At 74.2% G+C, this 12,036-nt stretch carries 11 protein-coding genes and 1 tRNA gene; 6 read left to right on the forward strand and 6 right to left on the reverse strand.

The window, feature by feature from the left end:
• Positions 1-49: 49 nt before the first annotated feature.
• Both ACWHYA_RS02070 and glmU read right to left on the reverse strand, forming a co-directional pair.
• Positions 50-1,033, reverse strand: a complete 984-nt coding sequence (locus ACWHYA_RS02070; RefSeq protein WP_425939349.1) for a ribose-phosphate diphosphokinase — start codon at positions 1,031-1,033, stop codon at positions 50-52.
• Entirely contained in the window at positions 1,033-2,577 is a 1,545-nt protein-coding gene (gene glmU / locus ACWHYA_RS02075) for a bifunctional UDP-N-acetylglucosamine diphosphorylase/glucosamine-1-phosphate N-acetyltransferase GlmU (protein WP_425939347.1), read from the reverse strand. Before glmU ends, ACWHYA_RS02070 begins: the two co-directional genes overlap by 1 nt.
• Positions 2,578-2,766: 189 nt before the next feature.
• On the opposite strand from glmU, the gene ACWHYA_RS02080 reads away from it, so the two are divergent.
• From ACWHYA_RS02080 to ACWHYA_RS02105, 6 genes are all read left to right on the forward strand, one after another.
• Complete coding sequence (locus tag ACWHYA_RS02080; protein WP_425940017.1) at positions 2,767-3,381, forward strand: TetR family transcriptional regulator; 615 nt, start codon at positions 2,767-2,769, stop codon at positions 3,379-3,381.
• 46 nt (positions 3,382-3,427) lie between these two features.
• Positions 3,428-3,506 (forward strand) — tRNA-Gln (locus ACWHYA_RS02085).
• A 29-nt stretch (positions 3,507-3,535) separates the two neighbouring features.
• Positions 3,536-4,054, forward strand: coding sequence for a MarR family winged helix-turn-helix transcriptional regulator (locus ACWHYA_RS02090; RefSeq protein WP_425939346.1), 519 nt, complete (start codon positions 3,536-3,538; stop codon positions 4,052-4,054).
• Positions 4,055-4,220: 166 nt separating this feature from the next.
• The gene (locus ACWHYA_RS02095; protein WP_425939344.1) at positions 4,221-4,949 is read left to right on the forward strand and encodes a TetR/AcrR family transcriptional regulator; all 729 of its coding nucleotides are present in this window, start codon (positions 4,221-4,223) and stop codon (positions 4,947-4,949) included.
• Positions 4,946-5,866, forward strand: a complete 921-nt coding sequence (locus ACWHYA_RS02100; RefSeq protein WP_425939342.1) for an ABC transporter ATP-binding protein — start codon at positions 4,946-4,948, stop codon at positions 5,864-5,866. Before ACWHYA_RS02095 ends, ACWHYA_RS02100 begins: the two co-directional genes overlap by 4 nt.
• Position 5,867: 1 nt before the next feature.
• Positions 5,868-7,535, forward strand: a complete 1,668-nt coding sequence (locus ACWHYA_RS02105) for an ABC transporter permease (protein ID WP_425939341.1) — start codon at positions 5,868-5,870, stop codon at positions 7,533-7,535.
• A gap of 3 nt (positions 7,536-7,538) precedes the next feature.
• On the opposite strand, the gene ACWHYA_RS02110 is transcribed toward ACWHYA_RS02105, so the two are convergent.
• From ACWHYA_RS02110 to ACWHYA_RS02125, 4 genes are read right to left on the reverse strand one after another with little or no spacing between them, the layout of a single operon-like run.
• A complete protein-coding gene (locus tag ACWHYA_RS02110) occupies positions 7,539-9,395 on the reverse strand; it encodes an ABC-F family ATP-binding cassette domain-containing protein (protein WP_425939339.1) in 1,857 nt (618 codons plus the stop codon).
• Positions 9,395-10,402, reverse strand: coding sequence for a 4-(cytidine 5'-diphospho)-2-C-methyl-D-erythritol kinase (locus tag ACWHYA_RS02115; protein ID WP_425939338.1), 1,008 nt, complete (start codon positions 10,400-10,402; stop codon positions 9,395-9,397). The genes ACWHYA_RS02110 and ACWHYA_RS02115 overlap by 1 nt, the downstream gene beginning before the upstream one ends.
• A gap of 9 nt (positions 10,403-10,411) precedes the next feature.
• Positions 10,412-11,404 (reverse strand): 16S rRNA (adenine(1518)-N(6)/adenine(1519)-N(6))-dimethyltransferase RsmA, encoded by a 993-nt coding sequence (gene rsmA, locus ACWHYA_RS02120; protein WP_425939336.1) that lies wholly within the window; start codon positions 11,402-11,404, stop codon positions 10,412-10,414.
• Positions 11,405-11,456: 52 nt separating this feature from the next.
• Entirely contained in the window at positions 11,457-11,963 is a 507-nt protein-coding gene (locus tag ACWHYA_RS02125) for a hypothetical protein (protein WP_425940046.1), read from the reverse strand.
• Between the last annotated feature and the right edge of the window lie 73 nt (positions 11,964-12,036).

A 12,036-nucleotide genomic window follows, 5' to 3' on the forward strand; every position in this document is an offset into this window, starting at 1 on the left:
GTCTAGCCCCTGCACGCAGAGCGGTGAAATCCCCGGACGGCGCCGGGGCTCAGGCCTGACCGTCGAACATGGACGTGACCGACCCGTCCTCGAAGACCTCGCGGATGGCCCGCCCGACCAGCGGGGCGATCGACAGCTCGGTGACCTTGTCCAGGGCGCGCGCCTCGTCCGACAGCGGCAGCGTGTCGGTGACGATCACCTCCGTGACCACCGAGTCCCGCAGTCGCTGGACGGCCGGGTCGGAGAAGATCGCGTGCGTGGCCGCGACCACGACCCCCTTGGCGCCGTCGGCCATGAGCGCGTCGGCGGCCTGGGTGATGGTGCCGCCGCTGTCGATCATGTCGTCCACCAGGATGCACATCCGGCCGGCGACCTCGCCGACGACCCGCTTGGCCACCGACTGGTTGGGGCGGGTGATGTCGCGGGTCTTGTGGATGAAGGCCAGCGGCACCCCGCCCAGGCGGTTTGACCAGTACTCCGCCACCTTGATCCGGCCGGCGTCCGGCGAGACGACGGCGAGGTCCTGCCCGGCGTACTTCTTCTTGACGTGGTCCGCCAGGATCGGCAGGGCCATGAGGTGGTCGACGGGCCCGTCGAAGAACCCCTGGATCTGGGCGGTGTGCAGGTCCACGGCCATCAGCCGGTCCGCGCCGGCGGTCTTGAACAGGTCGGCCATGAGGCGGGCCGAGATGGGCTCGCGGCCCCTGTGCTTCTTGTCCTGGCGGGCGTAGCCGTAGAAGGGCAGCACCACGGTGATCCGCTTGGCCGACGCGCGCTTGAGCGCGTCGACCATGATCAGGTGCTCCATGATCCACTCGTTGACCGGGGCGGTGTGGCTCTGGATGACGAAGGCGTCGCACCCGCGGACCGACTCGTCGAAGCGCACGTAGATCTCGCTGTTGGCGAAGGCGTAGGCCTGGGTCGGCACCAGCGAGGTGTCCAGCTCCTCGGCGATCGCCTCCGCCAGCGCGCGGTGGGCCCGCCCGGTGAAGACCATGAGGTTCTTCTCGGGCGTGCGGTGGATGCCGGTCATCAGCTCTCCTGGGTGGGGGTCGAGGCGTCGTCGGGACGGGTATGGGGTGCGCCGGCGTCCCGGGCGGGCTCGTCCCCGGCCGTCCGCTCCTTCGCCAGCGCGTCCTCGGCCGCCCGGGCCGTGGGGGTGCCCGCGCGGCGACGGGCGACCCACCCGTCGACGTTGCGCTGCCGGCCGCGGGCGACCGCGATCTGCCCCGGGCCGACCCGCCCCTCGATGGCCGAGCCGGCCGCGACGTAGGCACCGTCGGCGATGTCGACGGGGGCGATGAGGACCGAGTCGGAGCCCACGAAGCTGTGCCGGCCCACGGTGGTGCGGTGCTTGGCCACCCCGTCGTAGTTCGCGAAGATCGTGCCCGCCCCGATGTTGGCCCCCTCGCCGATCGTGGCGTCGCCGCAGTAGGTCAGGTGCGGCACCTTGGCGCCCGGGCCGATCCGGGCGTTCTTGGTCTCCACGAACCCGCCGATCTTGCCCCCTGCGCCCAGCTCGGTCCCTGGCCGCAGGTAGGAGAACGGCCCGACGCCGGCGTCCTCGCCGACCACGGCCAGCTCGGCCTGGGTCCGGACGACGCTGGCCCGGTCCCCCACGACGGTGTCGGTCAGCGTCGTGTCCGGGCCGACCACGGCGTCGCTGCCGACGGTGGTCGCTCCGAGCAGCTGGACGTTGGGCCGCAGCACCGTGTCCCGCCCGATCGTCACGTCGGCGTCGATCCACGTCGTCGCCGGGTCCACGACGGTGACCCCCTCGCGCATCCAGTGCTGGACCACCCGCCGGTTGAGCTCGCGACCCAGGTCGGCCAGCTGGACCCGGTCGTTGACGCCCTCCGTCTGCCACGGGTCGTCCACGAGGTGGGCGACGACCCGCCGTCCCTCCTCCCGGGCGATCGAGACGACGTCGGTGAGGTACTTCTCACCCTGGGCGTTGTCGGTGCCGACCCGGCCCAGCGCCGAGCGCAGCAGGGCCGCGTCGAAGGCGTAGATGCCGGAGTTGATCTCGCGCACGTCGACGACGTGGGCCCACTCGTCACCGGCCTCGCGGTGCCGCAGCGCGTCCTTGAACTCCATGATGGCCACGACGTCGCCAGCCTCGTCGCGCACCACCCGACCGTAGGACTTCGCGTCCGGCAGCTCGGCGCTGATGACCGTCACCGCTGCGCCGCTGCGCTCGTGCCGCTCGGTGAGGTCGCGGAGCGTGGCGCCGGTGAGCAGGGGGACGTCGCCCATCGTCACCAGTACGGTCCCCTCCAGGTCCGCCGGGAGGACGTCCAGCCCGCACTCGCAGGCCCGGCCCGTGCCCTTGACCTCGTCCTGGTCGGCGACCAGGGCGTCCGCGTCGGTCTCCTCCACGTGGGCGGCGACCAGGTCCCGCTCGTGGCGCACGACGACCGCGAGGTGGCGCGGTGCGGCCTGGCGGGCGGCGTGCAGCGCGTGGCCCAGGAGCGTGCGTCCACCGATGCGGTGGAGGACCTTGGGGGTGGCTGACTTCATCCGTGTGCCTTCACCGGCGGCCAGGATGATCACGGCGGCGGGGTCGTATGACGTCACGGGCACGACTGTACCCGTGCCCCGGGAGGGCCCGGCCCGGCCCCGGACCCGGCCCGGCCGGGGCCGCGGTCCGGGCCCTGGGCGACGGAATCCCCCCGGCCGGGCAGACGCGCCGGGGGTGGCCGACGCAGCTGTTGGCATGATGGCCGGGTGACCTCCCCCGCTCCCAAGAACGCCGCCCGCAACCGGATGACGGGGCCGCAGCGCCGTCAGCAGCTCATCGAGGTGGGGCGGCGACTGTTCGCCGAGCGGGGCTTCGAGGGGACCACGGTGGAGGAGATCGCCGCGACCGCCGGGGTCTCCAAGCCGGTCCTCTACGAGCACTTCGGCGGCAAGGAGGGGCTCTACGCGGTCGTCGTCGACCGGGAGATCCAGGCCCTGCTGGGCCAGATGACGGCCGCCCTGACCCAGGAGGGCGCCCACGCGCGCAGCCTGCTGGAGGCGGCCGCGATGGCGCTGCTGGACTACATCGAGAACTCCACCGACGGCTTCCGCATCCTCGTGCGCGACAGCCCGCCGGGACAGTCGACCGGCTCCTTCGCCAGCCTCATCAGCGACATCGCCAGCCAGGTCGAGCACATCCTGGCCGCCGAGTTCAAGCGTCGGCAGCTCGACCCGAAGACGGCACCGCTCTACGCGCAGATGCTGGTGGGCATGGTCGCCATCCCCGGTGGGTGGTGGCTGGACTCGCGGCGGATGAAGAAGGAGGACGTGGCCGCCCACCTGGTCAACCTGGCCTGGAACGGGCTGTCCGGCATGGAGGCCAGGCCCACCCTGCGGACGGTCAAGGACCGCACGGCCTGAGCCCGGCCCCCCGGTGTCCTACGCTGGTGCGGTCCTCACGCGACCTTCCCCGGTTGCTCTGCTGGCAGGGGCCGCCTGACTTTGAATCAGGACTAGCGACGTAGGTTCGATTCCTACCCGGGGAGCCGAGCAGGCCCCGCACTACAGTGGCGGCATGGGTGAGCCGGAGCCGCACGGGCCCGACCAGGACGAGGTCGACCGCATCGTCGCTGCCTGGCGCCGTGAACGGCCCGACCTGGACGTCAACCCTCTCGAGGTGCTCTCCCGCGTCTCCCGGCTGGCCCGCCACCTGGACCTCGCACGTCGGGAGGCGTTCGCGGGTCGCGGGCTGGAGTCCTGGGAGTTCGACGTCCTCTCGGCCCTGCGCCGGGCCGGGGAGCCCTACCGCCTCACCCCCACCCAGCTGGTGCGCCAGACCCTCGTGACGAGCGGGACGATGACCAACCGGATCACCCGGCTGGTGGAGCGCGGACTTGTCGAGCGCACCACCTCCGACTCCGACCTGCGGTCGGTCCTGGTGCGGCTCACCCCGGCCGGCCGCGACGTCGTGGACGGCGCCCTGGAGGAGCTGGTGACCGGGGAGCGGGCGATCCTGGCAGCCCTCACCCCCGCGGAGCAGGCGGACGTGGCCGCCGTGCTCAAGCGGCTGCTCCGGCCGTTCGACGACCGCTGAGCCACCCGGCCCAGCCCGTGCGGCCGGCCCCGTGCGCCCGGGTCCCTACGGCCGGGTCCCTACGGCCGGGTCCCTACGGCCGGGTCCCTACGGCCGGGACGGGTGACACCACGACGACGCCTAGGACCCCTTGCGGCTGAACGTTCGTTCAGCCTATGCTGACTGTGTGTTCAGTCAGGACGACTCACCCACCGCCCGCGACCGCATCCTCACCGTGGCCGTGGAGCTCTTCGGCACCCAGGGCGTACGGGGCACCAGCCTGAAGGCGATCGCCGCGCGGGCCGAGGTGTCCCCGGCGCTGGTCCTGCACCACTACGGCACCAAAGAGGGCCTGCGGGAGGCCTGCGACCAGCGGGTCGTGCGGACCATCAGGGAGACCAAGAGCCGCGCCATGGCCGAGGGGCCGGGCGCCGACCTGGTCGCGATGGTCTCCCGGATGGACGAGGGACGCTCCGTCCTGCGCTACCTGGCCCGGGTCCTCGTCGAGGGCAGCCCGCACCTGGACGCGCTCATGGACGACCTGGTCGACAGCGCGCTGCAGTACACCGCCGAGGCCGAGCGCGCCGGCATGGTCCGCCCCACCGCCGACCCCCGCGCCCGGATGGTCGTGCTGACCCTCTGGTCGATGGGGGTCCTCGTCCTGCACGAGCAGCTGCACCGCATGCTCGGTGCCGACGTCCTCGGGGAGGGCGGCGACGTGCTGCCCTACCTCCTCCCGGCCTCGGAGATCCTCACCCAGGGGGTGCTGACCGAGGAGGCGATCGCCGCCCGCACCGGCGGCGGCCCCGACCCGCAGCCACGACCCTCCGGCACGCCTCCCGACGACCCCGACGACGCGCAAGACCCCGACGACCCGCAAGACCCCGACGATCCCGACGAGAAGGACCCACGATGAGCACCGCACCCGTCATCTCCACCGAGGGACTGGTCAAGACCTTCGGCTCCACCCGCGCCCTCGACGGGCTCGACCTGCGCGTCGAACCGGGCGAGGTGCACGGGTTCCTCGGACCCAACGGGGCCGGGAAGTCCACGACGATCCGGGTGCTCCTCGGTCTGCTCCGGGCCGACGGGGGCACGGCCCGGCTCTTCGGCGAGGACCCCTGGGAGGAGGCCGTCGGCCTGCACCGCCGGCTGGCCTACGTGCCCGGCGACGTCGAGCTGTGGCCCAACCTCACCGGCGGCGAGGCCATCGACCTCTTCGCCCGGCTGCGCGGCACCCTCGACCGGGCCCGCCGCGACGAGCTGGTCGAGCGCTTCGACCTCGACCCGGGCAAGAAGGCGCGCACCTACTCCAAGGGCAACCGGCAGAAGGTGGCCCTCGTCGCCGCCCTCGCCTCCCCGGTGGACCTGCTCCTCCTCGACGAGCCCACCGCCGGGCTCGACCCGCTGATGGAGGTCGTCTTCCAGGAGTGCATCCGGGAGGCGCGCGCCCAGGGCACCACCGTCCTCCTCTCGAGCCACGTCCTGGCGCAGGTGGAGGTGCTGGCCGACCGGGTCTCCATCATCCGGGCCGGTCGCGTCGCCGAGAGCGGGACCCTGCAGGACCTGCGGCACATGTCCCGCACCACCGTCGTGGCCTCCCTGCGACGGCCGGCCGACGGGCTCGCCGACCTGCCCGGTGTGCACGCGCTCGAGCGCTCGGGGGACCAGGTCCGGCTGGACGTCGACGGCGACCGGGTCGAACCGGTCCTGCAGACGCTCGCCGGGCTGGGCGTCACCTCGATCGTGGCGCACCCGCCGACCCTGGAACAGCTGCTCATGCGGCACTACGGCGACGAGCTGCGCCCGCGCGAGGACGCGGAGGTGCTCTGAGATGGTGACGACGACGACCCGCCCCCGGCGGACCCGGGCCACCGCCCCGGACCCCGACGACCGGCCGACCGGGCCCACCACGGGCACCGGAACCCTCGTCCGGCTGATGCTCAGGCGTGACCGGATCAAGCTGCCCGCCTGGGTCGGCGGACTGGGCCTGTTCATGGTCTACCTGGGGGCGGCGCTGCCCCAGCTGGCCCCGACGGAGGCCGACCTGGCCGCCGTGACCCCGATGGTGCAGCAACCCGTCGGCCGCCTCTTCACCGGCCCCGCCTACGGGATGGAGGACCCCACCCACGCCAGCTTCTTCGCCGCCGGCTACCTCCTCTACCTGCTGCTGCTGGCCGCGCTGATGAACATCATGCTCGTCACCCGGCACACGCGCCTGGAGGAGCAGAGCGGTCGCTCGGAGCTGGTGCGGGCCGACGTGGTCGGACGGCAGGCGCCGCTCACCGCGGCCCTCGTCGTGGCCGTGGTCACGAACGTCCTGGCCGCCCTGGTGGTCGGGCTGCTGGCCCTCGCCAACGGTTATCCGGCACCCGGCTCGGCGGTCGTCGCCGCGTCCGTCGGCCTCGTCGGCCTCGCCTTCGCCGGGATCACCGCCGCCACGGCCCAGCTGAGCGCCCACTCGCGGGGCGCCGCCGGCCTGGCGGGTCTGGTGCTCGGTGCCGCCTTCGCGCTCCGGGCGCTGGGCGACATGGTCGCGCCCGGCGGCAGCGCCCTGTCCTGGGTCTCGCCGCTGGGCTGGGGCGCGCAGGCGGCACCGTACGTGCTCGACCGGTGGTGGCCCCTGCTGCTCCTGCTCGTCCTCGCGGGAGGCACGGTCGCCCTCGCCTACGTGCTCCAGGGCCGTCGCGACCTCGGGGCGGGACTGCTGCCGGCCCGTCGTGGTCACGAGCGGGGTGGTGCCTCCCTGGGCTCGCCCTGGGGCCTGGCGCTCCGCCTCCAGCGGGGGCCGCTGCTCGCCTGGGGCGCGGCCGTCCTCTTCCTGGGGGTGATCGACGGCGCCTTCACCCAGGTGATGCTCGACTCCGCCGACGCCCTTCCGCCCGAGATGCAGGCCATGTTCGGGGCCGAGCAGATGACGCTGGGCTACGTCGCCTTCCTCTCGGTCTTCAGCGCCATGCTGACCTGCGCCTACGTGGTGTATGCCGTGCAGTCGCTGCGCGCGGAGGAGGCCGCCGGTCGCGCGGAGCTGGTGCTGGCCACGCCCACCAGCAGGGCCGCCTGGGCCGGGTCCCACCTGGCGGTGGTGGCCCTGGGGGCGACGCTGATCATGGTGGTGACCGGGGTGCTCACCGGGGCGGCGGCCACTGCCGTGACCGGGGACCCGTCGCTCACGGGCGACAGCACCGCGGCGCACCTCAACCTCGTCCCGGCGGTGCTCGCCGTGCTCGGTCTGGCCGCCCTCCTGCACGGCTGGCTCCCGGGTCTGCTGGCACCGGTCGGCTGGGCGGTGGTGGGCCTGATCGTCTTCACGGGCACCTTCGCCACGCTGCTCGACGTGCCGCAGGCGGTCGTGGACCTGTCCCCGCTGAGCCACCCGGCCCAGGTCCCGGTCCAGGACGTGGCGCTCACCCCGCTGCTGCTGCTGGCGGGTCTGACGGTCGTGGGGGTCTCCCTCGGTCTCCTGGGGCTGCGCCGCCGTCAGGTCGCCGGGCGGTCCTGACCCTCAGGCGTCCTGCACCACCTCGGAGACCTCCATCCACTCCTCCTCGAGCCGGGCCTCCTGGTCGGTGAGGGCGGCCAGCTCGGCGGTGAGCGCGGTGAGCCGGTCGGGATCGGTGGCGGCCTGCGCCATCTGCTCGTGCAGCCGGGCCTCCTGGGCGTGCAGCCGGTCGAGGGACCGCTCCACCCGCGCCAGGGTCTTGCGGGCCTCCCGCACCGCGGCCGCGTCGGCACGCGCGCCCACCCGGGACGCGGCTGCGGCACCGCCGTCCGCCGGGGTCGCCGTCGCCGGGACCACGCCCGGGCGGGCGGAGCCGCGGTCGGGCATCCGTCGACGCAGCCGCAGGTACTCCTCCACCCCTCCCGGCAGGTCGCGCAGCGAGCCGTCCCCGAGCAGGGCCGTCTGCCGGTCGGTCATCCGCTCCAGCAGGTAGCGGTCGTGCGAGACCACGATCAGGGTGCCGGCCCAGCCGTCGAGCACGTCCTCCATGGCCGTCAGCGTGTCGATGTCCAGGTCGTTCGTCGGCTCGTCGAGCAGGAGCACGTTGGGCTCGTCCATGAGGAGCCGCACGAACTGCAGCCGCCGCCGTTCCCCCCCGGAGAGGTCCCCCACCCGGGACTGCTGACGACCGCCGCTGAAGCCCAGCCGCTTGGCCAGGGAGCTGGCCGAGACCTCCTTGCCGCCGATAACGGTGAAGGAGCGCACCTCGGTGATCGAGTCGATCACGCTCCGGCCGGCCACCCGGTCCAGCTCGCGCAGCTCCTGGGTCAGGGCGGCCATGCGCACGGTCTTGCCGACCTTCAGCCTCCCCTCCGCCAGCGGGTGCTGACCCTGCAGCACCCGCAGCAGGGTCGACTTGCCGGCCCCGTTGACCCCGACGAGCCCGTAGCGGTCCCCGGGTCCGATGCGCCAGGTGACGTCCTCCAGCAGCGTGCGGTCGCCGACGGACACGGTGGCGTCGACCAGGTCGAGCACGTCCTTGCCGAGCCGGGTGGTGGCGAACCGGACGAGCTCGACGGTGTCGCGCGGCGGCGGTTCCCCCTCGATGAGGGCGGTCGCCGCGTCGATCCGGAACTGCGGCTTGCTCGTCCGCGCGGGGGCCCCGCGCCGCAGCCAGGCCAGCTCCTTGCGCGCCAGGTTGGCGCGGCGGTCCTCGGTGACCCTGGCCACCCGCTGGCGCTCGACCTTGGCGAGCACGTACGCCGCATACCCGCCCTCGTAGGTGTGCACCCGCCCGTCCTCGACCTCCCAGGTCCGGGTGCTCACCTCGTCCAGGAACCACCGGTCGTGCGTGACGACGACGAGGGCGTTGCCGGAGCGGGGACGCCGCTGCGAGAGGTATGCCGCCAGCCAGGCCACGCCCTCCACGTCCAGGTGGTTGGTGGGCTCGTCGAGGACGAGCACGTCGGGGTCGCTCACGAGCAGGGCCGCGAGGGCGAGCCGGCGGCGCTCGCCGCCGGACATCGGACCGACGACCGCGTCCCAGCCACCGACGGCCGACGCCCCGGTGCCGCCGAGCAGACCCTCCAGGACCTCCCGGACACGGGCGTCCCCGGCCCACACGTGCTCGGCCAGGTCACCCAGGACCACCTCGCGCACGGTGGCGTCGGGAGGCAGCAGGTCGGTCTGCGCGAGCATGCCGGAGGTGACGTCCCCGGTGCGCAGCACCCGACCCTCGTCGAGCTCGCGTCCTCCCGTGAGCACGCCGAGCAGGCTCGTCTTGCCACCGCCGTTGCGACCGACGACGCCGATGCGGTCCCCGTCCGCCACGCCCACGGACACCTCGTCGAGGAGCACGCTGGTGCCCAGGACGAGGCGGGCCCGGTCGAGGGCCACCAGGCTGGCGGGTGGTGGCGCCATCAGCCCTGCACCGGGCCCAGCGGCCCGCCGCGCACGGGTCCGGGCGGAGGTGGTGAGGGCGTGCGGTGGTGGTGCACCACCTGCGCGCCGGGCACCGGCCCGACGACCCGGGTGATGTCCCCCGTCGGACCGTTGGCGGCCAGCCCCACGGACAGGTCGATCGCCTCCGCCTGGGACCCGACGAGGAAGGCCACGGTGGGACCGGAGCCGGACACGATCCCCGCCCGTGCGCCCAGCTCCAGCCCGGACTCGAGGACCTCCCCCAGCAGGGGCTCGAGTGAGACCGCCGCGGCCTGCAGGTCGTTGCGCAGCGCGGCGGCCACCTCGTCGGTCTCCATCCGGCGAAGCGCCGTCATCAGGGCACCGGACGGCTGGGGGACGGGGACGTCCTGCCCGGCCTCGGCGCGGAGGCGGTCGCACTCGGCATACACCTCGGGGGTGGACAGCCCCAGGCCCTCGCCGACCCACAGCACCCAGTGCAGCTCCCCGCGGGCCAGCACGGGGGTGATCTGCTCGCCGCGGCCGGACCCGATGGCCGTCCCCCCGTGCAGGAGGAAGGGCACGTCGGAGCCCAGGCCCGAGGCGATGAGCTCGAGCATCTCCTGGTCGACGTGGTCCATGGCCCACAGCTCGCGGCAGGCGACGAGGGTGGCGGCCGCGTCGGCGCTGCCCCCGGCCATGCCCCCGGCGACCGGGATCTGCTTGTCGATGTCGATCCGCACCGGGCCCGACCCCGCCCGGCGGCCCCGCCGGCGGACCAGCGCGCGGGCGGCCTTGAGCGCGAGGTTCTCCTGTCCGGTCGGGACCCGGTCGGCGAACGGGCCGGTGATGTGCACCGACCACCGGGAGGCGGGCTGCACGGTGACCCGGTCATAGACGCTGACGGCGTGGAAGACGGTGGACAGCTCGTGGTAGCCGTCCTCGCGCAGGGGTCCCACGGCGAGCTCCAGGTTGATCTTTCCGGGCACCCGGACGGTGACGGCCTCGGTGCTCCCGCCTGGACTCATGGCATCACCCTATGGGGTCGGCCGACGATCCTCCTGGCCACCCGCGAGGCCACCGTCGCCACCCGTCCCCGCGTCGCCCGCGCGGTCCGCAGCCCCCTCCGCCCCGTCGCCGGACGCTGCGCCCCCGAAGCCGTCGGCGTCGTCCCTGGCGGCGTCCGCGATCCGGGCGAAGTCCTCCACGGTGAGCACCTCGCCGCGCGCCCGCGGGTCGACCCCGGCCGCCCGCAGCACCCGCTCGGCCCGCTCCGCGCCGCCGGCCCAGCCCGCCAGTGCGGCCCGCAGGGTCTTGCGCCGCTGCGCGAACGCGGCGTCGACGACGGCGAACACCTCCTGCCGGGCGGCACGGGCGGCCGGAGGGTCCCGGCGCACCATCCGGACCAGTCCGGAGTCCACGTTGGGTGCCGGCCAGAACACGGTGCGCCCGATCCGCCCGGCCCCCGTCACCTCGGCGTACCAGCCGGCCTTGACGCTGGGCACCCCGTAGACCTTGCTCCCCGGCCCGGCCGCGAGCCGCTCGGCCACCTCGAGCTGGACCATGACGAGCACCCGTTCGAGGGTCGGCACGGTGGCCAGCAGGTGCAGCACCACCGGGACCGCGACGTTGTAGGGCAGGTTGGCCACCAGCGCTGTCGGTCGGGGGTCGGGCAGCTCCTGCAGCCGCAGGGCGTCGGCGGGCACGACCGTCAGCCGGTCCGCCAGGTGCGGGGCGAGGTCGGCGACCGTGCGCGGGAGCTGCTCCGCCAGGGTCGGGTCGATCTCCACCGCGGTCACGTGGGCGACCTCCGGCAGAAGAGCGAGCGTCAGGGAGCCCAGGCCGGGCCCGACCTCGAGGACCACGTCCTGCGGCCCGACCCCGGCCGCCCGCACGATCCGCCGGACGGTGCCCTTGTCGATGACGAAGTTCTGCCCCCACGACTTGGTCGGGCGGATCCCGAGGCGGTGGGCCAGCTCACGGACCTGCGCCGGTCCGAGCAGGCTCTCCTCGTGCTCCACGCCGGTCATCCTCGCACGGTGGGCCGCTCCGTCCGGGAGGTGAGTCAGGAGGCAGGGACGCTCAGGGCAGGTAGTAGGTCAGCAGATCGGCGCGCACCGGGGGGAACAACGCCTCCATCAGGTCGACGTGCGGACCGGGGTAGACGTCGGGGTGGCGCCGCGACAGCCCGGCCATCCCGAGCGGGCCGAGCAGCAGCGGGCCCAGCAGGTCGGGAGCCGCGCCCGCCCCGCCGTGCGCGCCCGGTGACTGCAGGGTGCCGCCCACGACGGGCTCCCCGAACCGCCCGTCCACCACGGGCAGGCGCAGCTGCTGGCGGAACGTGCCGAGCAGCACCTCGTCCGGGGGCTCGATCCCCGAGCGGGCCAGGCGGGCGTCCAGCACGGGCCGCATCCGGTCCAGCAGCGCGGCCGCGTCGGGCACGCGCACGTAGTACTGCTCCGCCTCGGCGGGCGCGGGGCCGCAGACCTCGTCCACGACCGCGCCGCCGACCGTGCCGGGGCGGTCCCACACAGTGACGGGCTCGGGCTCGTCCACCGACCGGGCGAGCGCGTCGGCGGCGGCGACCATGGCCCTGGCGGCGGGGGGGGTCGGACGCGGCGAGCTCGGCGAGCACGACCCCGTCCTCGGGCGGCGTGGTGCG

This window comes from Ornithinimicrobium carbonis, from assembly GCF_977012275.1.